Annotated in this window: 16 protein-coding genes and 1 pseudogene; 9 read left to right on the top strand and 8 right to left on the bottom strand. The window is 37.4% G+C overall.

Annotation, left to right across the window (positions count from 1 at the left end; all coding sequences use genetic code 11):
- The first annotated feature begins 203 nt into the window (after positions 1 to 203).
- Positions 204 to 836 carry a hypothetical protein gene (locus ABXH06_RS13955; RefSeq protein ID WP_311583351.1) on the top strand — a complete coding sequence of 211 codons (633 nt, stop codon included), beginning with the start codon at positions 204 to 206 and terminating at the stop codon, positions 834 to 836.
- A 343-nt stretch (positions 837 to 1,179) separates the two neighbouring features.
- On the opposite strand, the gene ABXH06_RS13950 is transcribed toward ABXH06_RS13955, so the two are convergent.
- Positions 1,180 to 1,776, bottom strand: coding sequence for a LysE/ArgO family amino acid transporter (locus tag ABXH06_RS13950; RefSeq protein WP_353518619.1), 597 nt, complete (start codon positions 1,774 to 1,776; stop codon positions 1,180 to 1,182).
- A 128-nt stretch (positions 1,777 to 1,904) separates the two neighbouring features.
- Between ABXH06_RS13950 and ABXH06_RS13945 the strand changes: the two genes are divergently transcribed.
- The gene (locus ABXH06_RS13945; protein WP_353518618.1) at positions 1,905 to 2,801 is read left to right on the top strand and encodes a LysR family transcriptional regulator ArgP; all 897 of its coding nucleotides are present in this window, start codon (positions 1,905 to 1,907) and stop codon (positions 2,799 to 2,801) included.
- 70 nt (positions 2,802 to 2,871) lie between these two features.
- Here the strand turns inward: ABXH06_RS13945 and ABXH06_RS13940 are convergent, their stop codons facing one another.
- From ABXH06_RS13940 to ABXH06_RS13930, 3 genes and pseudogenes are all read right to left on the bottom strand, one after another.
- The gene (locus tag ABXH06_RS13940) at positions 2,872 to 3,978 is read right to left on the bottom strand and encodes an SPM autocatalytic domain-containing protein (RefSeq protein WP_353518617.1); all 1,107 of its coding nucleotides are present in this window, start codon (positions 3,976 to 3,978) and stop codon (positions 2,872 to 2,874) included.
- 202 nt (positions 3,979 to 4,180) lie between these two features.
- Positions 4,181 to 4,315, bottom strand: a pseudogene (locus ABXH06_RS13935) (hypothetical protein); the annotation flags it as partial.
- 188 nt (positions 4,316 to 4,503) lie between these two features.
- On the bottom strand, positions 4,504 to 5,418 hold the full coding sequence (locus ABXH06_RS13930; protein ID WP_353518616.1) for a LysR family transcriptional regulator: 915 nt from the start codon (positions 5,416 to 5,418) through the stop codon (positions 4,504 to 4,506).
- A 111-nt stretch (positions 5,419 to 5,529) separates the two neighbouring features.
- On the opposite strand from ABXH06_RS13930, the gene ABXH06_RS13925 reads away from it, so the two are divergent.
- The 3 genes from ABXH06_RS13925 (at position 5,530) to ABXH06_RS13915 (ending at position 8,358) form a co-directional block, all read left to right on the top strand.
- Positions 5,530 to 6,516: a zinc-dependent alcohol dehydrogenase family protein gene (locus ABXH06_RS13925; protein WP_353518682.1), complete on the top strand. Its 987-nt coding sequence runs from the start codon at positions 5,530 to 5,532 to the stop codon at positions 6,514 to 6,516.
- Between the two features lie 67 nt (positions 6,517 to 6,583).
- A complete protein-coding gene (locus tag ABXH06_RS13920) occupies positions 6,584 to 7,426 on the top strand; it encodes a DUF4437 domain-containing protein (RefSeq protein ID WP_353518615.1) in 843 nt (280 codons plus the stop codon).
- A gap of 125 nt (positions 7,427 to 7,551) precedes the next feature.
- The gene (locus ABXH06_RS13915) at positions 7,552 to 8,358 is read left to right on the top strand and encodes an SDR family NAD(P)-dependent oxidoreductase (RefSeq protein WP_353518614.1); all 807 of its coding nucleotides are present in this window, start codon (positions 7,552 to 7,554) and stop codon (positions 8,356 to 8,358) included.
- Between the two features lie 406 nt (positions 8,359 to 8,764).
- Here ABXH06_RS13915 and ABXH06_RS13910 read toward each other — a convergent pair whose 3' ends face one another.
- Together ABXH06_RS13910 and ABXH06_RS13905 are read right to left on the bottom strand one after the other, a co-directional pair.
- Positions 8,765 to 10,054 carry a serine hydrolase domain-containing protein gene (locus tag ABXH06_RS13910; protein WP_353518613.1) on the bottom strand — a complete coding sequence of 430 codons (1,290 nt, stop codon included), beginning with the start codon at positions 10,052 to 10,054 and terminating at the stop codon, positions 8,765 to 8,767.
- Positions 10,055 to 10,138: 84 nt separating this feature from the next.
- Positions 10,139 to 11,197 (bottom strand): helix-turn-helix domain-containing protein, encoded by a 1,059-nt coding sequence (locus ABXH06_RS13905; protein WP_311583372.1) that lies wholly within the window; start codon positions 11,195 to 11,197, stop codon positions 10,139 to 10,141.
- Positions 11,198 to 11,540: 343 nt separating this feature from the next.
- Here ABXH06_RS13905 and ABXH06_RS13900 point away from each other — a divergent pair, with 343 nt between their 5' ends.
- The 3 genes from ABXH06_RS13900 to ABXH06_RS13890 all read left to right on the top strand — a co-directional run bounded on the left by ABXH06_RS13900 (position 11,541) and on the right by ABXH06_RS13890 (position 18,105).
- A complete protein-coding gene (locus tag ABXH06_RS13900) occupies positions 11,541 to 13,610 on the top strand; it encodes a S9 family peptidase (RefSeq protein ID WP_353518612.1) in 2,070 nt (689 codons plus the stop codon).
- Positions 13,611 to 14,248: 638 nt separating this feature from the next.
- Positions 14,249 to 16,462 carry a prolyl oligopeptidase family serine peptidase gene (locus tag ABXH06_RS13895; protein WP_353518611.1) on the top strand — a complete coding sequence of 738 codons (2,214 nt, stop codon included), beginning with the start codon at positions 14,249 to 14,251 and terminating at the stop codon, positions 16,460 to 16,462.
- Between the two features lie 446 nt (positions 16,463 to 16,908).
- Positions 16,909 to 18,105, top strand: coding sequence for an alpha/beta hydrolase (locus tag ABXH06_RS13890; protein ID WP_353518610.1), 1,197 nt, complete (start codon positions 16,909 to 16,911; stop codon positions 18,103 to 18,105).
- Between the two features lie 313 nt (positions 18,106 to 18,418).
- Here ABXH06_RS13890 and ABXH06_RS13885 read toward each other — a convergent pair whose 3' ends face one another.
- Positions 18,419 to 19,306: a LysR family transcriptional regulator gene (locus ABXH06_RS13885; protein ID WP_353518609.1), complete on the bottom strand. Its 888-nt coding sequence runs from the start codon at positions 19,304 to 19,306 to the stop codon at positions 18,419 to 18,421.
- Positions 19,307 to 19,452: 146 nt separating this feature from the next.
- On the opposite strand from ABXH06_RS13885, the gene ABXH06_RS13880 reads away from it, so the two are divergent.
- Positions 19,453 to 20,634, top strand: coding sequence for an MFS transporter (locus ABXH06_RS13880; protein WP_353518608.1), 1,182 nt, complete (start codon positions 19,453 to 19,455; stop codon positions 20,632 to 20,634).
- Positions 20,635 to 21,020: 386 nt separating this feature from the next.
- Here the strand turns inward: ABXH06_RS13880 and ABXH06_RS13875 are convergent, their stop codons facing one another.
- The gene (locus ABXH06_RS13875; RefSeq protein WP_353518607.1) at positions 21,021 to 22,094 is read right to left on the bottom strand and encodes a serine hydrolase domain-containing protein; all 1,074 of its coding nucleotides are present in this window, start codon (positions 22,092 to 22,094) and stop codon (positions 21,021 to 21,023) included.
- Positions 22,095 to 22,335 lie beyond the last annotated feature (241 nt).

The following is a 22,335-nucleotide window of genomic DNA, read 5'->3' as shown; positions in this document are numbered from 1 at the left end:
GTTAAATGCGAGTTAAATGCGAGATATATTGTGACGCGTGAAGTCTTATGTGACCCGTTATTATGAATGAGAAGTGTCAGGTTAATTTACAGTTTGAATAAATGAGAAATCTCGACAACTAGTAATGGTTTGAATACTGGTTATATTTTAGCATTGGTATGGCCTATGCTTATTTCGAGTTAAATAACTAAGAGGGATTTATCATGTACCTTTCATTGAAAAAAATGACATCTATCTTTATTTTTCTAAGTAGTCAATTCATCGCATCTCATGTTTACGCCTCATTAATAGTTAATACTGATAATTTACTCATTGGCGCTGATAATATTGTTGTTGATGGAAACCTATACAATGTACGTTTTTCCGATTTGACAGGTCGTCAACTCTTCGAACAACCTGGAGGAGGCTATGACTTTGGGCCCGTTAATGATGGAAATAAAGCTCTGTTTTCAGCGGCGCTCCTTGATCAGGTTTTGTTGGGTGATTATGATACTATGCCTGAATTAACGTTTGGCTGCAAAGATACTGACAATGATACATGTTGGATTTTTACTGCCTTTCGAACACATACACCCGGTAACATTGGAGCAAGTGTTGCGGTTAATTATGCGGATTCAATACCTGATGCGTTTTCCGCTGGTAATCCATTTCCTGATGATCATTTTGATATGATCCCTGTAGATCATTTTCAACCTAATACCCCTAATCCACAAAGACAAGTATGGGCGGTATGGAGTCCGGTAAATCAACAAACTGTACCTAGCCCTGATAGTGTTTGGTTGTTATTTACCGGAATTGTTATGTTGATGTCTAAACGTTTCTTAAGTCTTTCCTAAAACAGTAAAGAAGCACTATTTAGTAAAGAGCAATGGCAAAAGTGTTAATATTAAAGGGAATACATTTGTCTTAGTATCAAGAAGATAAACTGTGCTCACTTTAAATTCGCGCAGGGTGCTTTAGCACAGCAAAGCGATAAACAGCTCGTCTATTTTAAACCCAAAGCGCTAACAGAAAATGGCTACTATACGTAATGGCTTTGGTTGAACAATAACCAGGCTTTACTTGATAGGCCTGTTACAAAATCGCCTCGAATCTCGAGCTCAACGAATACTAATACGGTTGTTTAGAGCGATAACTGTAGTCATTTATTGTCGGTGTTGAAATATAAAGCTTTGTAATTTATGCCATTAAAAAGAGTTGTGCAGCGACAATAATCAGTAATGATGCAATGCCAAAGTCAAAGATTCGCCAGCGTGCAGGTGAGTTAAGTATCACTTTTAATTTAGGCGCAAAGCCGACAAGGCTAGTAAACCAAATAATTGAGCCTAAACAAGCGCCAAGTGCAAATAAGGTGGGATCCGGTTGCAGTGCGCCAATACTGCCAAGTAATACTACGGTATCTAGGTAGACATGTGGGTTTAATAAGCTAATGGCTAAAGCAGCAAGTGCCGTTTTCCACCAAGTTACTTTAAGAGATGTTTTTAACTGCACCCCTGAAGTGCCTTTTATTGAACGAGATAATGACCCATAAGCTAAATACAGTAAAAAAACTATTCCTCCCCAAGTAAATAAAGGAATAAATTCAGGTAACCATTGTTGTAGTTCGCTCGCCGCGTAAACGCCAATAAGAATTAAGCTCGTATCACAAATAATACAAACGATTCCGATAACTAAACGATTCGCTCCCGCCATACACTGACTTAAAACCCAAATGTTTTGTGCTCCAATAGCAATGATTAAACTTAGCCCCAGCATCATACCGGTAAAAAATGACATTATTTTTCAATCCTTTATTTCAAGTTTTTGGTAAAAAATATGATTTAGTTATTTTTTAAAGTTTGCAGCTTAAATACAAAATTGGTATAAGTACAATGAATAAAAGTGATGATATATGAGAAATACTCATGATTGATTATCAATTGCTCGACGCTTTAGCGGCCATAGTGAGTGAAAAAGGTTTTGAAAAAGCGGCGAAAAAGTTATTTATCACCCAATCGGCGGTAAGTCGGCGAATTCATCAATTAGAGTCAATGATTGGCGAACCGGTTTTAATTCGTAAACAACCACCAAAACCTACAGCAATCGGTAAAAGGTTATTAAATCACTTACAACAAGTTCGCCAACTTGAAGTGGCCTTAAGCATTCGCTCTTTAGCTGACGAAAATTTACAAGACTCACCGTTAACCGTGAAATTAGCTGCTAATGCTGATTCGTTAGCCACTTGGTTACCTGAAGCATTAATGCTACCCAAGGCAGAAAAAGTTTGTGACTTTCGCTTTGAAATAATTGCCGAAGATCAATCTATCGCGTTGAAAAGGATGAAGGCGGGCGAAGTGATGGTCTGTATTTGCTCTAATGAAGAACCGATAAATGGTGGCTTAGTCAGTGCTTTAGGGGCTTTTAGGTATAAAGTGATTGCTAGCCCAAATTTTGTTAAACACCATAACATCACATCCGTTGAACAACTTACTGAATTACCTTGTTTAGTGTATGACGAGCATGACAAGTTGCAGCATCAATTACTCAATGAATTGAACCATTCAGTGCCAAAATATACCCATATTTGTCCTTCATCAGAAGGCTTTAAACAAGCAATGATTGCGGGGTTAGGTTATGGGCTTTTACCGACATTACAATTAGGTGATGCTATTGAACAAGGTGAATTGATTGATTTAGTGCCTGGCTATTTTATTGATGTTCCCTTGTATTGGCATTATTGGCAGACAGAGAGTCCGCAGCTGAAATCGCTGCGAAATTTCGCCATTAAAGTTGCCTCAAATAAGCTTGAAACTTTGACTTAAGTTGAAGGTAAATATTACTTTAATTAGTTCAGTATCATGTGAATTTATCTCCGCAAAAGTACAGAAATGCTTAAATTCTCACATCAATTTGATGAACCCCTTTTCCAACACCATCAGTACTGATCGCAAAGCTTGAGCGTCGCATTTCTGCCATAATATTGCCTTGGGTATCGTAAAATGAAAAAGGAGTATCGATGGCAGATGTATTAATTGCTAGGATATTTGCGTCGGATAACGATAACATGTTGTTACTCTTTTCAGGTTGCCATAAATAAAGGTGTTCAAATTCTTCATCTTCGTTGTCTATAAAGCCATTTCCATTACTGTCTAGTTGTGCAAGTTCATTAAAGCCATGTCCTGTTTGAGGACCAAATAATTCGCTGCCATCATCGGCTTTTAAGTTTTGATTTTTGTCATACACTAAATAACCAACATCTCCCGCAAAAACAGGTAGATTATCTAAGTTACCATCTCGGTTAATATCAAAAGAATGATGGTCTTTAATTTCTCTAATTGATCGTTTTCCAAATTGCACGATGAGTGGATCTTTTAAGGCGGCTGCTGTTATTTCAATTGAACTATAGCTAGTTTGTTCAGTTGAAATAGCAAATGAGTAATCCATTTTTAGATGTTGGCCATTTATATTAAACTCGCCATTCATTTGATAATTTAAACTTTGGCTTCGGTGCTGCCATTGTTCTACTTTTAATAAATCCCCTGAATTGAATTGCATGCCGTCGATGTTAACTTGTTCACTCTCACTGCTGTTAACGCTATTCTCTTGATTCGGGTCTTGAGAAGTATTTTCCGATTCATTGTTTGGTTGAAAATCGAGCTCACTAAATAATTCACCGAATTCTTTACCAAAATATCCTTCTAAAATAATTTTCAATAATTCTACTTTAGGGGTTAAAGGGCGGTCGTAGGTGTCAGTTGGCTGGGTTTCATTTTTTGAAGGGGGATTCGACAACATTTTATTCGTGTCATCTTTAATTTGAATCATGAGTGCTTGATTGATTACGCTGACACTTTGTAAATCTGAAAAAGACGCTTGTTTTGATTCAGACGCCGTTGGCTTATCAAGTACGGTAAGTTTTCTGCTATGAGCGAAAGTTTGCTGATATTGAGCATGTTGATTAATTGATTTAGTGGTAATAGCTGTTGAATTTACCGACATGACTTGCCTCCATGTAATATGAACACGGCCGAGTTTTGGCTTTACGGCAAATTGTCAAAAACTCGAACGATAGAGTTTATTATTTTATTATCGGCGGGAAAAATTTAAACTGTAGGTGTTTTTTTAAACAGTGAACCAAAATTTAGAGACATAGCGATAATTGTCAAAATATCAACTATGCCTACTACATTTGAAGTGTTGTTTAATTAATGATTATGAAGAAGAAAGTATCAGATCCTGATATTCCCATATTTATCCAAGGCTCTTGTGGCGCTAATGCTTCTCCTTTTTGCAGTAGCTCAATTGAGACATCATCCGGTGACTTTATAAAAGCCATACCAAAACGATTTATTGATATAAAAATCTAATGATTCAGCTAAATTAGCAACCCGTACCACAATATGTAGGCATTTCATTTAATTGTAAAACGCTAAAGCAAAGGTTTATCGAGATTGATTGAATCGCAGTATAAAGTGATTTTTTACTGATTTGATCACTGTATTAAGGGCTATTCAACTCAAACATTTAATGAAAAAAACTCTCTAAATCTTGGTCCCAGTAAGGCTTTTCATTAAAATGTTCAGTTAAGTAGTCTATAAAGGCTCTAACTTTTGGAGCAAGTTGTCTAGAACTTGGGTATACCGCCCAAATAGCGGTTTGAGATAGTAATGGGTAATCTGGTAAAACTTCTACTAATTCTCCATTTAACAGTTGCTTATAAGCACTCCATGTTGAGTTTACGGTTATTCCTAAACCCTTTACACATCCATCCCTTATTGCTTCTCCGTTATCAGTTCTAAAGTTACCTTTTACTTTTATAGTAAAGGTTTCTTTTTTCTGTTGGAACGTCCAATTATCTAACCCCATTAGCGTAATACAGTTATGATTTTTTAAATCATAAGGTGTTTCTGGCATGCCAAACTCGGCAATATATTTCGGCGAAGCGCATAATATACGTTTATCAGTGGTTAATTTTCTAGCAATTAGACTAGAATCTTTTAATTCAGAATTACGAATAGCGATATCAAAACCGCCTTCGACTAAATCTACAATAGTGTCTGATAGCTTTAGATCAATTTTTAAATGAGGAAAGTTTTGCATAAATTGAGCAAGCGCCGGCACTAAATGCATTCGGCCAAACGATGCTGGAGCTGCAATGCGAAGAGTTCCCATGGGAGATGAGCTACCGGCACCTACTGAGGCTTTTGCTGCTTCGACACTTGATAATACGTCTTCGGCATGATGTAAAAATGCTTGACCTTCTTCTGTTAATGACACTTTTCGTGTTGTTCGATGAATTAATCTTACCCCTAATTTTTCTTCCAGTTTATTCACATGGCTACTGGCTACCGCTGGTGACAAGCCTAACTCGGCGCCAGCGGTACTAATGTTAAGAGTAGAAGAAATCCGGACAAACAATTCTAAATGTTGAATATTCATTGTCAATAAAAACTATAAAGTGATTATGCATTTATAGCAATTATCAACTTATTAACCAAGTTATATAATGGTTTCAATTCAGAAGAACTTAAAAATATTATGGAGAAAATGATGAAAGCGATGATTATTAATCAATTTGGTGGTACTGAAAATTTTGAGCTTGTTGATGTTGCTAAACCTGAAGTTAAGCCTGGCCATGTTTTGATCAACATTAAAGCAACCAGTGTTAATACTGTGGATACGATGATCAGACAAATGGGTGAAGAGTTACCACTGTCTCCGCCTGCTCCTGCTATTTTGGGTATGGATTTCGCTGGTATTATCCAGGCCGTTGGAGAGGGCGTGAATGAATATAACGTTGGCGATGAAGTTTATGGCTGTGCAGGTGGTTTAGCTGATTTACCTGGTACATTGGCTGAATATATGGTCGCTGATACTAAGTTAATTGCATTAAAGCCTAAAAATTTAACCATGGAACAAGCAGCTGCATTACCGTTAGTAGGAATTACCGCCTATGAAGGACTGCAACGTGCTGGCATAACAGAAGGTCAAAAAGTCTTAGTGCATGGTGGTTCTGGTGGTGTCGGTCATGTGGCGCTTCAATTAGCAAAATACTTTGGTGCCGAGGTTTTTTCTACAGGTGGAGGAGATAAGCAAACTACTTTAATCGAAAAATTAGGTGCGAAATCTATCAACTATAAAACAGAATCAGTCGTTGATTATGTTGAAAAGCATACATCAGGCCATGGCTTTGATATCGTTTTTGATTCGGTTGGTGGTGAAAATATGCTCCAATCTTTTGAGGCTGCTGCATTGAATGGTCAAGTGGCTTCAACGGTAGCGATGGTAAATATAGATTTATCCGTTGCTCATTTTAAAGGCTTGTCGCTTCATGTCGTGTTTATGTTAATTCCTATGTTGCACAATGTGAAACGCGAAGAACATGCACACATATTAAAACAACTCGCAAATATTGTTGAAGCAGGAAAGCTAACGCCAATTCTTGATGACAAGACATTCTCTCTGGAAGAAGTTGGCGATGCGCATGCACACCTTGAAAGTGGTGCAGCAATGGGTAAAGTTGTTGTATCCGTCTAGTGATAAATGTTTGTTTTAAGAGGTGTCGACTAGACATCTCTTATTATATTAATGTAAGAGGTTGATTATGTTTTCTATTTCAAGATTTCTGTTAAGTTTTATTGTTTTTTATATTTCCTTTTTTAGTTTTGCGAATAATCAAAATAAAAATTCAGAAGTAAAATCTTCAGAAGATATTAACTGGGGATATTTGAATCCACTGCGTGGTGATAAAAGTCCTGGGGCAGCAGATTTATGGGGCGATAGAACAAAAAATGTTGCGACAGGTATGTTAGTGAAATTCAACAAAGGATTTTCATCTCCGCCTCATATTCATAATATCTCATACCGCGGGATTGTGATTGATGGATTAATGCATAACGATGATCCTAAGGCTGAAAACATGTGGCTTCCTACTGCATCTTTTTGGACTCAGCCAGCAGGAGAAAACCATATTACAGCAGCCGATGGCGAAACAAATTTAATATATCTTGAAATTGATAGTGGTCCTTATTTAGTAAAGTCTCAAGAGCAAAAATTTGATAATGGCGAACGTCCAATTAATTTACACACCTCTAATTTGGTTTGGCTTAAACAAAATGACTCATCATTCATTGATGGTGAAAATATTGCCATTTCATATCTTTGGCAAAATATTAAAGCAACGAATTCTGCTGGTTATCTTATAAAGTTAGCTAAGAATGCAAAATATAAAATTTCCACAACAGCTTCAGAGTTTCGAGCAGTGATCATTCAAGGAGACGTTGATTATACTTCGAAAGAAACCAGTCAAGTGAAAAGCTTAAGAAGCAGTAGCTACTTTAGTTCTAGTGATACATTTGTCCATAATATAAAGACTGCTAAAGAGACTATTATCTACGTCAGGAGCAATGGAGAATTTAACTTTGTATCTGAAAGATTAATTAAATAGCTAGTGTATTTCGTTGTTATTTTATATGAGATACATGTGCTTATCGAATGTTATGCAAATTGAATATACGAGCAGGCACTGTTAGTAATAACGCTTAATTTATTGATAAATAGGGAGCTAAAAAGATGATGAAAAAAATATTAATTACCGGTGCTACCGATGGAATAGGTTTAGAAACTGCGAAAATATTAGCGTCTCAAGGCCATCATTTATTAATTCATGGACGAAACCCACTAAAGCTTCAACAGACAATTCAGTTACTAAAGGAAATGAGTGGCGGTACTCAAATAGACAGTTATCAAGCCGATTTATCATTGTTTAGTGATGTAAATGAGTTAACATTCAAAATAAAAATTGAACATGAGTATTTAGACGCAATTATCAATAATGCGGGGGTGTTCAAAACAGGCAACACGATCACCGATGATGGTTTAGATGTCAGATTTATGGTGAATACAATTGCTCCCTACATTATCACTAAACATTTAACGCCTTTATTATCTGAAAATGCTCGAGTGGTTAATTTATCATCGGCTGCGCAAGCCCCTGTTAATATAGATGCATTGTTGGGTAAGCACGTCATTGATGATGATTTTCAAGCTTACGCGCAAAGTAAGTTAGCTCTTACTGTTTGGTCACAAGAAATGGCTAAATCATTAAAAAGTAACCAAGTGATCGTGGCCGTAAATCCAGGATCGTTATTAGCGAGTAAAATGGTTAAAGAAGGGTTTGGCTTAGCAGGAAATGATTTAAGTATTGGCGCAAATATATTAGTTGAAGCAGTGAACTCTGCGGAATTTCTAAACGCGTCAGGTAAGTATTTCGATAATGACGCTCAACAATTTTCGTCACCTCACAAAGAAGCCGAAGATCCAGCTAAATGTGAACAACTCATGGCTGCACTTATGGTCGTAACAAATGTAAAACGATAGCTTTTTGTTTAATAGGATGTGGGGCGTCAAAATCAACAGGCTTATTTAACGCCTCATATAATGTATAAATGAACAGATATAGATGACTGCGGTGTTAACTCGAACCATAAGCTTCATCGAAACATCTGCTATGCAAAATGGTACGTGACTTTCATTAAAGTAAAGTCCTGTAATTTTTTCTTTTATATTATTCTAGCCTGCAAGTTTTCGCGATAATTACGTTATTAGAAACTCAGAAAACCAGATTTTAACCTGTTATTGAGAGCCTGAAACAGGCAATAGAAAGTTGACAGTACAGATTTCCAATTCACATTTGCAAGAATAAGGTTTCGCTCTCACTTTGTGGGCTCATTTTGCGAAGTCCTAATGGCTTCTGTCGTGTCAACTTTGCTGTTCTGTGATAATTTTAATGATTAATTTTTGGGATGAAGGTATCTATTGTTTTTTGTTTTTCTATTGCATCAATGAAGAGTTTAGTTAGTTCATAGGAAACACTAGCAAAATCTGAGAATACTTCAGTTCTGATATTAGCATTAACCGATATTGACAATTGATACTCCGGAATAATCATTAAAAAGCTTTGTGCTCCAGCGGATACACCACCATGATGAATGAAACTAAGCGGTTGGTAGCCATCGCCTAAATCAAGTTGATGAATGCGCCAGCCTATGCCATATTTTTGTGGGTTTATTTCACCATTGTTGATTTTTTGCGGCGTCCAAAAGGTGGCTCTGGTTTCTGTTGAAATAAAGTCATTATTCATAAAACCTTGCCCTAATTTTACTAAGTCTTTGGACGTTGATACCCAGCCACCTCCTGCTAAACGGTGACTTAAATCAACGTCATACCAAACTTTTAATCGTTGAGGTTGGTTTTTGTCTTGCCAATAAAATGTCGCAAGTTTATTGCTTGTTTTATGTGGTGTTTCGGTAAACGTTGAGTTCATGGCTAGCGGCTTGAATACTGCTTGTTGCATATAGGTTTGATAAGTCACTTTTGCTTTGATTTGCATTAATGCGCTGAGTAAAACAGTGCCAAATGATGAATAACTAAATTGTTCTCCAGGCTCAAAAAGCATGTCACTTTCATCAAATATTGTGATGGCTTCAAGAGGATCTTTAAAATGTGTTTGAGCACTTAATGTTTCTAATATACCAAAGGTTTCGGTGTTGTCTCCGTAATGTGGAATACCTGCGCTGTGAGATGCCAGTTGCCTTGCAGTAATATTTGCCCAGTGTCTATTCGGTATTACATCAAAATAGTCACTTAAAGGCTGGTCTAAGTTAAGTTGGCCGCGGTCAACTAGACGGGCGAGACCTGTTGCAGTTAATGCTTTGGATGTACTGCCAATTCTTAGTTGAGTGTCAGTCGTCATCGCAATTTTATTAGTAATATCCGCCCAGCCAACGCTACCTGCCCAAATTAATTTACCATCTAGTGCTACCGCTGCTGTATAGCCAGGAGCCGCAACTTTTTGTTGTTGCAAGGACAGCAATTCTATCGCTTGATTTGCGACTTCCTTGAATCTAATATCTAACACTTTATTGCTTGTAGGTTGCTCCGTAGGCCAAGTAATGTAGTTAAAACCTATCATGGGCAACATGCCACGAAAGGCCATACCCTGATAAATAGGCCAGCTTGTATACAATAGTGGTAGCAATATAAAAATGAATAAAATGAACAATGCTTTTTTCATAGCAACTCCTTAAATGAATGAAGGGTCCATTAAATGTTTTTGTTGCTACTACGTCTTATCGAAAATAAAAAATGCTGATCATTTTTAAAATTGATCACGATATTGTTTGGGTGTTAAACCTGTTTGTACTTTAAAAGCCCGGTTAAAGGGGGCAATTGATCCATATCCAGCTTCTAGTGCTAAGGTAAGTATCGGTATGTGTTTTTTGGAGTTTTTTTGAAGTTGTTTACATACCCACGGAATACGATAACTATTTAAATAATGTGAGAAATTACTAAAACCAAGTTGTTGATTAATCAGCTGACGAAGTTGATGCTGTGGTAGTGCTAACATGTTTGCCAGTTTTCCAATTGTCAATTCTTGCTGCAAAAACACCCCTTCATCCATTAAATTCTTTAAGGAGGTAAGTTGCACTGATTCGAGAGTTTGCTGATCTTCATTCTTAGTTATCTCAGGAGCTAAACTATTCTTTAACATCTTGTTTTTAGAAAGCGTTGACGCTCTAGGTATTAGAAGATTTGATGCAATTACACTGACTAATAAAAAAATAATAAAAGCATTAGTCAGGCCAAAGGCAGTAGTGTCTCGAATGTTTTGAAATATAAATTCAAATGACACGAGTCCAATCATGTAAAAGCAGCAAAACGCAACTAATAATAAGCGAGTGTTTCGTCGACGATTGTCCAGATCATCAATGTACTCTGAAAGACAAATATAAATAACCCAAAGTAACACCACAATGCCTACTGCATGATTCATGTCATGCAAAATACTACGTCCTTTCAAGATCAAGAATACGTACATTAGGGTGAGTAGCCACATTGATATAAGCAGTAATAACCACTTGGCTTGTTGGAACAATTTAAAGTTTATTTTTAACTTATCTAAAGTAAACCATAGGACGGCTAATGGGATTAAGTCAGTGCCCAGCAATAAAATGTTACGCAAACTGCCAAAGTGAACATTTTCAATGGGGGTTGTTAAGAGAATATATGATATTAAACAGACGATTAACCCGATTTGTGGCAAAGGTAACAAGGGATATTTTTTAATTAAAAAAACGATGAGTAATCCAAGCTGACCAACGGCACAAAACCTAAAAAAGAGTTCAATGATTTGAATGTTTGAAAGTGTAATTTCCAATGTTTATTATTATTTTTAACAAGAAGTAAATATCTGCATTTTGTCAGATTCAAAGTAAGAGTTAAAGCTTAATAGTGTATGTCTAAATGACTATCATGAGGACATAATGACATCTCCCAAGCTTGAACATTGCATTTTACCATGAGGTTTACTTAGGCCTTAGTGAAACTATTGAGCGATTAACTACGCGGTGCTCGCTAGGCACTCAACCATTATTTCATGCAATTCACCTTGTAAAGTTGGCTATCTACATTAAAAACATGGTGCTTATATCCTTGAATAAGCTATGTTTAATCCAGCTTTTAAATTTTTATCTAATTAAAACAATAGAGATAAACTTATCATGAATAAAAACTATTTAATTAAATCATCGATACCGCTGTTATTTAGTGCGTTATTTGCCAGCCATACAACTTTTGCGGATGAAGTAACAAGCAATACATTATCTTTGAAAGATGTCTTTAACCTTGAATATGCGGCTAATCCGGTTGTCACACCTGATGGTAAACACGTTGTTTACGAGCGTCGAAGTATGGATATTATGACGGACTCAGTACGACGTAACTTATGGTCGGTAGCACTGGATGGTAGTAGTCATCTACCTATTCTTTCTGATAGTAAAAATCATTTTAGCCCCGTCTTTTCACCTGATGGTACTAAACTGGCTTATCTTTCGAGTAAAGAAGGTAAGGTTCAAGTGTATTTGAAAGACTTAGCATCAAACAGCACTGCTCGCGTAACAGATGTTTCTATGAGCCCTAGCAGTATGAGCTTTTCACCGGATGGTAAATATTTGGCCTTTTCAATGTTTACACCAACTAAATCCAAACCTTTGTTTAATTTAGATTTTAAGCCAAAAGATGCGAAGTGGGCAGAAAGCGCTCAATATATCGATCAAACTAATTTTCAGCGTGATGGCATGGGGATGAAACGCCCAGGCAACATGCAAGTGTATGTTGTGCCTACCATTGGTGGAACACCTAGGCAAATTACCCAAGGCGCACACGATCACGCAGGGACCATGACATGGGCTAAAAATGGCCGACAGTTAATTATTGCAGCAAACACCAAGGAAGATGCCGAGTTTGATATGCTTAATAGTGACCTGTTTAGTATTGACATAAATACGTTAAAAGTTACTCAATTAACCAATATGACTGGTCCAGAGCATAGTCCTCAATTAAGTCCAAATGGTAAGAAAATAGCGTTTGTTGGTAATGAAGATAACGGCAAATCTAATCAACTAAGCCAATTATACGTTATGGCTTCTGATGGCTCTAATATTGAAAATCTCACAAAAAACTTAGATCGCTCTGTTGGAGTGGTTAAATGGGCAGATAACGGTAAAGGCTTATATTTCAGTTATGATGATATGGGTAAGAAAAATGTAGCCTATGTAAGTTTATCCGGTAAAATTTCAACTAAAACAAGTAACTTAGGTGGCACCAATTTAGGTCGTCCATATACATCTGGTCATTACGATGTCACACCTAAAGGTAGTGTTGTGTATACTGCTTCGCAGGGAGATCGCCCAGCTGATCTAGCAATAGTGAATAGAAAGGGTAAAACAATACAGCTTACTGACTTAAATGGTGATGTATTTGATCACAAGTTAGTAAACAAACCAGAATTAATGACATTGAAAAGCAGTGTTGATAAGAGAGAACTCCAAGCTTGGATAGTAACACCACCAAATTTTGATCCAACGAAAAAGTATCCATTAATTTTAGAAATACATGGTGGCCCACACACGGCATATGGCCCAGGCTACTCAACAGAAGTACAATTAATGGCTGCTGCAGGATATGTAGTTTTATACGGCAACCCACGAGGCTCTACGTCTCAAGGTGAAGAGTTTGCTAATTTAATTGATAAAAATTACCCCTCACAAGATTATAACGATCTTATGGATATGGTTGATGCCACTATTGCTAAAGGCTATATAGATGAGTCGAACTTATTTGTAACAGGTGGCTCAGGCGGTGGTACGTTAACGTCTTGGATTATTGGTAAAACTGACCGATTTAAAGCTTCGGTTGTAGCTAAACCGGTAATAAACTGGATAAGTATGATAGGCGCATCTGATATTTATGCTTATATGAGTAAATATTGGTTCACAGATTTACCGTGGAACGATTACGAACAATATTGGAACCGGTCTCCGTTATCACTCGTTGGCCATGTAAAAACACCAACAATGGTACTTACAGGTGAATTAGATGTTCGTACTCCTATGTCTGAAAGTGAACAGTATTATGGTGCATTGCGGTTACAAGGTGTAGAAAGCTCATTGGTTCGTATTCAAGGAGCTTACCACGGTATCGCGGCGAAACCTTCAAACCTTGCACGTAAAATTGGCTATATTTTAGCTTGGTTTGATAAGTACAAAGACGAGACAAACACTGAAGACTAGGCATTAGTTTTCTTGAAAAAGCCCCTGTTTACTGTTTTAGAATTGGGGCTTTTTACTTTTTAAAATCAGGTAAATATTGATATCAGATACACTGATTTCGGGAACTTAAAAATAATATATCCGTTAAACCTAATCGTATTTTTAACGTCCGTTATTAACAAATCGTCCTTCGAGTACTTTATTTTATTTCTCACTCTAGTCTTCAATAATACACGATCCGCAGCGTGGTTTTCAGGCGGGCCCCGTGTAATAACCATCTAGTATTAGAAAGTAGTGAGCCTCTACTTTAAACTTTGTTCGGCCGACTTTAAGTCGCTTAGCTCGTCATAAAAGACAATTTACTTATGATAACTTCATGTGGTTTAAAACACGGCCGGTTTGAGTGTTTCCGCTATGATCGGCTACGCTACTAATAAGCGAGATAGTCCTGTTTCTGCCTCGTTGAATGTATGACAAATAAGTGGTTGGAAAAGATCGAAAATGATCGTTTTTTCTTTTTATTATCTGAGGTTAGCACTAGAAAACCAAACCTTGTTTCTTCTTCAAAGCGCCAAATCAGCAGTCTCTTGTATCTTTGTTAGGTTCAAACTAAACTGAGCAATTATAAAAATAAAAATCGTCAAATTAAGGACTATAAGATGTCAATTTCAATCGCTAGAGTTACCACGTTAGGGCTTGCTTTAGGCTTTTCTCTCGTGGGGCTCTCAGCATGTTCCAACGATAAAAACCAAGTACAAAATGAACAAGCGACAGCACCATCTGCTACACAAGAGACTATAAGCAAAGTGAGATACAAACATATTGATTATAAAACACCCGGCCAAACAGACAATGATCATCTTTACTTAGAAGAAGTCTTGGGTGAAAAAGCCCTTCAAGACGTCAATAAATGGAATGCTCGTAGCTTAGAGAAGCTTATGTCGGATCCTCGTTTTGACACGATGCAGACAGAAGCATTAGAAATTCTTAACTCGAAAGACAAAATCCCCTATGTGTCATACCGAGGCGGTGAGGTACATAATTTTTGGCAAGATGAAACTCATGTTCGCGGTGTTTGGCGCAAGAGTTCACTCGAAAGCTATTTGTCCAAAAATACCAAATGGGAAACGGTACTAGATTTTGACAAGCTCGCAAAAGATGAAAACAAGAATTGGGTTTACAAAGGCAATAGCTGCCTTGGTCCAGATTATAACCGTTGTATTGTTAATTTGTCTGATGGCGGAAAAGACGCCGTTGTGCGCCGCGAATTTAATACGGTAAGTAAGAACTGGGTAAAAGATGGATTTGTGACTGAGGAGTCCAAAGGCACAATGTCTTGGCTTGATGAAAATCACGCCGTAATAGGTGTTAATTTTGGTGACAACACCATGACTGATAGCGGCTATCCTATGATTGCTAAACTTTGGAAACGCGGCACACCTTTATCCGAAGCGCAAAAAATTGGCCAAGGGGAGCAACAAGATGTTGGCTACTGGGGCAGTGTCATTGAATTGGCAGATGGCTCGCGTGAAATCATCAATGCGCGCTCGCTTACTTTTTACGACTCTATTTTAGAATGGGTACCGATGAAAGACGGTCAACCGCAAGCTCCCGTTATTATGCCCCTTCCTGAAAAAAATAACACACACGGCTTATTCAAAGACCAAATGCTCATCCAACTGAATGAAGACTGGCGTGATTTTAAAACCGGTGATTTAGTGAGTTTCGATATCCATGATTTCATGCAAGACGGTAGCATTGAAACTGTTACCCTAGTGTTTAGCCCAGATGCAAAATCATCGCTTTACAATGTAGGTACGACTAAAAGCAAACTGCTACTTTCAATATCTGAAGACGTAACGAGTGCCGCATTTGCATTTGATTTTGTTGATGGCCAATGGCGCTCTGAAAAGTTAGATTTTCCAGCTAATGGCACGGTATCGATTGGTTCAACTAATGATAAAGAAGATGTTGCGTTTATTAGTTCAGAGAGTTTTTTAACGCCAGATACGCTTTGGACTTATAATACGGCAAGTGGCGAAAAGGCAAAAGCAAAAGGACTGCCAGCTTGGTTTGATGCGAGCACAATGATATCTGAACAGTTTTTCACGACGAGTTCGGATGGTACTCAAGTTCCTTATTTTGTTGTTCGAGATAAAAACGTCGCGATGGACGCTAAGAATCCAACATTGCTTTATGGATATGGCGGCTTTGAAGTTTCTCTTAATCCTAGTTATTCAGCACTCAGAGGAAAACTCTGGTTAGAAAAGGGCGGAGTGTATGTGCTTGCCAACATTCGTGGCGGAGGGGAATACGGACCTAAATGGCATCAAGCCGGGCTTAAAACCAATCGTCAGCGCATTTATGATGACTTTATTGCGGTGGCTGAAAGCCTCATTGAAAAAGGCATCACCAGTCCTAAGCATTTAGGCATTGAAGGTGGCTCGAATGGTGGTTTACTGATGGGGGTTATGCTCACTCAACGCCCTGACTTATTTAACGCTATTATTTGTGCAGTACCTTTACTCGATATGATGCGCTATCACAAAATGTTAGCAGGTGCGTCGTGGATGGGGGAATATGGCAATCCTGAGGATGACGTTGAAGGCGCCTTCTTGCGCCAAATTTCACCTTACCATAACATCGACCCTGCAGGTCAGTATCCAGAAGTCTTTTTTGTCACTTCAACCAAAGATGACAGAGTACACCCAGCGCATGCTCGTAAAGTTGCTAAACGCATGGAAGATTTAGGTCATGACTTCTTGTATTACGAGAATATTGACGGTGGTCACAGTGCCGCTGCTAATTTAAAAGAAACCGCTAAACGTTTAGCGCTTCAGCACACTTATCTTATGCAAAAACTCGCTGACTAAGGTGAGTTTAGTTGTAATAAAAAGTTGGGCCAAATGAGATAATAAGAGTAACAAGTAAAACTTGTTACTCTTTTTTATTTTTATATTCACATTAGTCTTCAATATTACAAACACCATATTTAGGTTTGCGGGCCACGCAGTTTTATCGCCCGTGTAAAAAAGCCAATGATGTACATTGACTTTAAACTGAGCAGGTACAATTTTACGGAGATTTACTCGACCAGATCGACGTTATTACGCATAGTAAACGTGGGACGGTTTTAGACGCGGGAGATGTGGGGATCTACCGCTATTAACGGCCAGCCGAAAGATAATTAATGTAGAACAATGATAAAGTTAATTAGCTTGATGAGTTAAAATAAATAATTGCATACGAATTCATAAGTTCAACATCTTGCATTAGGTTAAAGTAAGAAAAATTACCTTTGCACAATACAAACAAAACTATGCCAATACAAAAAAGAATCTATGTATCGCTTTATCTTTGTCTCGTATCATTCTCGCTACTTGGAGCTGAGTCTAGCAAACCTTTAACGGTCATTTTAAAATCTCCAACCGAAGCAATTTTGCCTTATAACGTTGAATTATCAGGCACTTTCAATCAATGGCAGTTGAATGGTACTTCTAAAATGAAGTGGCAAGATATTGAGAAACATTATCAATTTAACCTCCCTCATGACGGAAGTTATACATACTTTAACTTTTATAAAAATGGCGATTGGCAGAATCCAATTTCTACCGAGTTTGGTAAGCCGTTTACTTGTGGTTTTATTGTTGATCCAAACCAGGAGTCTAGATTTATACCTGAGTTCTTCGGGTGGGCGAAAGAAAGTAACATAATCCCGCCTCGAACTGTCGTCGGTGATTTAGTGACGGTAACTGATTTTCCAATGACGCTACTCGACCGGACAGGAGATATTTTTATCTACCTACCTGATAATTATCGAGAAAGTATGAAAAAACATTATCCAGTCGTTTACATGCTTGATGGACAAAACTTGTTTAGTGAATCACTGTCTTATAGTTACGAATGGCGGGTCGATGAAATTGTTACTTCTATGCCACTAGATGTAATTATTGTAGGGATTGCCAATGGGCCCCAGAGATGGCAAGAATATAATCCTTGGGATAGTGTTAATTACATGGGGAATAGTTATGAAGGCTTAGGTGAGAAAACTATTCGCTTTATTCTAGATGAACTGAAACCATACATAGATCAAAATTATAGAACGTTAAAAGCTGCTGAAAACACAGCACTGTTAGGTAGCTCCTTAGGTGGCCTTATGGCTTTGTATGCTGGCATTTTGCATGGAGAATCGTTTGGGAAAGTGGCTGCATTTTCTCCTGCTTTCTCGTTTTCCACCGCGGAAGCTCAAGCTACATTAAACGCTGAACAAAGCAACTTAATCAATGCCGTTAAGGGATTAAAGGAAAGTAATAAAACAAAATTATATTTTGATGTAGGTGAAGTTGAGTATGGATCTTTTGCATTAATTGAAGAGTTATACGATTCGTTTTTGAACGCAGGTTATGACAGAGATCAGTTGAGAATGGTAAAAGATAAATTGGGACGACACTGTGAACTTGATTGGTCAAGACGGCTCCCAATTGCCTTGAATTGGTTATTCCCCACTCAACGTTGAAAACTAACTTACCAATAGTTTTAAATGGATTGATAGGGTTTTACTCTGTATTGTTTTTACACTCACATCAACCTTTGGGTAATACATGAATCACAGCGTGGTTTGCAGGTGGGGGGCAGTGTAACAACCAAGTAGTATCAGCCAGTGGTGAACGCCAACGCCCACTTTGAATTCCTTTGCGATTAGCTTTTCAAGTTTTTGTTCCACTGACATTAGGGGCGCGTGGCTAGTTTAATATGTATAGAAACAGGCTAAATGTGTTTTCAAGCACCTATACTTTCTAATTTGAAAAAGTAGACCAATTGCCAACTACTCATAATGTTAATCTTGGTTTAATAAATTCTATAAATGCGGTCACTCTCTCGGCAACTGCTGAGGACCTGTAATAGACGGCATTGATTAACTCACGATCTGTGCCATTTACTCTATATGGCTCAAGCAATGAGACGAGTCGACCTGCTTGAATATCGGCATTAACCATAAACCCCGATAAACATGTGATACCTATGCCAGATAACGCAAGTTGGCGAATCGTTTCGCCGTTGCTTGCTGTCAACGTCGGGCTTACTTGATCTAACCCTTTAATAGGCCATTGGTTTAATGATTTAATATTAGAGAAACCAATCAGTTTATGATTTAACAATTCACTAGGTGTTTTGACTAATCCATTTTGTGCAATATATTTTGGTGATGCGACAAGATAAAGAGGACTTCTGCCAAGAGCTTTCGCATGTAATGTCGAGTCTTCTAAATTGCCTATTCTTATTGCCATATCAGCACGTTTTTCAATTAAATCGACGATACCTTCGTTGGAATTTAATTCGAGTTCTATATCCGGGTAGGCGTTAGCAAACGCATTGATATGGGGAGTTATTTGATGGAATATAAATGGACTTACCGCATCCACACGTAACTTGCCTTGAGGCAACTTACTGTTCCTCATAACATCCGATTCTGCATTTTTGATATGATGCAGGCCTAGACGAACAGCATCGATAAACTTTCTTCCTTCATCGGTTAGCATTACGCGCCGTGTTGTCCTAATTAAAATGGTTGTATCGAGCGCTTTTTCAATTTTAGCTACCGAGCGTGAAATTCGAGCAACTTGAATATTAAGTGCATTTGCCGCGGCGGAAAAGCCGCCAAATTCAATGACAGCTAATAATAGTGCTAAGTCGTCTGATCTTGTCTTTAAATTCAAATTAACCTCATTTACGACAAAAATGTTTTGTATATAGTGCTGTTTATTACAAAAGTCTACCAGTTAATAATCGCATCAACAAATATAGGAAGCGGTTTAGCTTAAGTCGCTACCTTCAATCTTTTAAATATTTTAATTTGGAGAATATGACGCCACTCGCATTGATTGCCTTAGCACTTAGCGCCTTTGCTATCGGAACAACAGAATTCGTGATTGTTGGATTACTTCCAACAATGGCACAAGACCTAAATGTATCAATACCTTCAGCAGGCTTATTAGTGAGTCTTTATGCTTTAGGTGTAGCCATTGGGGCACCAGTATTAACCGCACTAACTAGTAGATGGAATAGAAAGCATGTATTGCTATCGGTTATGGGATTGTTTGTTGTTGGCAATTTAGTAGCATGGCAAGCCCCCAACTTTGAAGCATTGGTTATCGCGCGAATTTTAACTGGCTTAGCTCATGGTGTTTTCTTTTCTATAGGGTCGACCATAGCGACAGGTTTAGTGCCTAAAGAAAAAGCCGCAAGCGCAATAGCAATAATGTTTACAGGGTTAACTGTCGCTTTGGTCACAGGTGTGCCACTTGGCACTTATATTGGCCAGGTGTTTGGCTGGGAAGCGACTTTTTTAACCGTCTCTGTATTAGGCTTATTCGCTATGATCGGTAGTGCCATATTAGTACCTAATAATTTAAAACAAGCTGATGCGACAAGCTTGACTGCACAGTTAAAAGTATTAACTCATCCTCGATTACTTTTAGTTTATGCAATTACGGCTATTGGTTACGGTGGAACTTTTATCGCATTTACCTACTTAGCTCCGATCCTAAATCAAGTAAGTGGCTTTGACTCAAGCTCTGTTGCTTTGATACTTTTAGTTTATGGTGTGTCAGTTGCTGTTGGTAATATTTGGGGCGGTAAAATGGCTGATAATTTTGGCCCCATTAAAGCATTAACAATTATTTTCGCGGGGCTTGCTGTTATCTTATTTATGTTGAGCTATACCGCATACAATCCTATTACAGCCGTGCTTACTATTTTAGTTTGGGGAGCATTTGCTTTTGGCAACGTACCCGGCTTACAGGTATATGTGGTTAAGTTGGCGGAAAAACACACACCAGAAGCAGTAGATATAGCATCAGGATTAAATATCGCAGCTTTTAATGTTGGTATTGCAATTGGTGCTTGGGGAGGAGGTAATATTGTTGCTGAGCATGGCTTAATGAATACACCGTGGGTAGGCGCAATCGTTGTTTTAGTTGCACTTGTATTAACGCGCTATAGTGGAATGCTTGATAAAAAAACAGCAAATTTAAATTTTAATTAAAATTTGAATTTATATAAATTACGGTTTTGACACCTTGTAACCGCGTTTATAAAAGCAGGCTTAATAAGTAAATTTAAGTCTGCTTTAACTTCACATAATATACCAGTGTAACAACTAAGTAGTATCAGCCAGTGGTAAATGCCCCTTTAATTTTGTTCGCCCAACTTTAAGTCGCTTTTGCTCGTCCAGATTGACGTTTTACCTAGAGTAAGCTTCATGTGGTTTGAAACGCGGGCGATAGCGTTTATTGCTATGCTCGGGCAGCTTAAAGAAAAATATCTAAATAAAGTTTGGAACATTGAACTGATTTAAACACCAACGAGATAACAGCATCGATAATTTTTGACGTGCTATTTTTTATAAAAAAGGTGTTCATCTTTAATTTGTTATTCTATAAACAGTGCCGCAATATCTCTGGTTATTTGAGTTGGAGAATTACAGTCGCAGTTAGTGAGTCCAATAACATAAACGTTTAGGCTTGGAATATACACTCCCATTGATTTGAAGCCAAATATACTGCCACCATGTTCTCTTATTGATACATTATTAATGTCTTTTAAATGCCAGCCATAACCATAAGAAATTGGCTTCCCATTATTTAACTTATATTTACTAAAAGCCATATTTATCGTGTTTTGCTTTACTAGTTGGTTATTATTAATAGCTTGTTGCCAAATTAACATATCATCTGCTGTCGACATTAATGAGCCTGACGAATACGGAAGAGTTAAACTGACCATCATTCTGTTCGTGTATTGTGCTTTGTAATGATAACCGTAAGCTCTATTTTTTATTATTTCTCTGTCATTAGCATATCTAGAGTTTTTCATTCCTAGAGTTTTAAATATCTTTTTTTCAACAAAGTTTTCATATGTTTCAGCAGAAACAATTTCAATAATACGGCCTAAAAGTGCATATCCTGAATTGTTATACTTAAAATGTTCTCCAGGGCTAAAATCAACGGGTTCATTTTTGAAGAAATCTACCAATTCTTCAGGTGAGTGAGCCTTTTTTGCTACACTCCATAATGCTTTCATTTTAGTATAATCTTTTATTCCTGATGTGTGCGTCAAAAGGTGATGCAAAGTAATGTTTTCACCATTAGGGTAATTCGGTAAATATTTTGCAATGTTATCATTTACGTTTAACTTTTCTTGTTCGTGCAACATCAATATGCTTAGTGCTGTAAATTGTTTGGTCATCGAGCCTATTTGGAATACATTTTCAGGTTTCATGTCAACATTTAACTCAAGGTTAGCTTTACCAAATGCTTTTCTATAAATTGGCTTACCACCTTTAGCAACTAAGAAAACAGCGCCGGCGTCGTTCGATTGAAATTTTTCATTTAATAATTTGTCTATTTTAGTTACTACTTCCTCTGTGTTTGCAACCGCACTGCCTTGCAAAAAAATTAATGTCATAGCAACAAGTGCTAGTTTAAATATTTTGTTTGAAATCATGCTTTATTCTCTTTAATTAAAATTGATTTGACAGTTACTTTGATACCAAGAGAATAAAATTTGGATGCAACATCATGAGATGTTTATATTTCAGCTTTGTATGCTATTAAAGTAAATACGATAGGCGAGGAGAAATAAGCAAGCACAGTAATAACTAAAATAAAAAATACTAATCTGCATCTAAATTTGATTATCATCGTATCTAAGTAGTATTGATTTCTTAAAAATTAACGAAAGTGAG

This window comes from Thalassotalea sp. SU-HH00458, assembly GCF_040362795.1.
GTDB lineage: Bacteria > Pseudomonadota > Gammaproteobacteria > Enterobacterales > Alteromonadaceae > Thalassotalea_H > Thalassotalea_H castellviae.
Note: the sequence above shows the minus strand (reverse complement) of the source record. Positions and strands in the feature narration are given on the sequence as shown.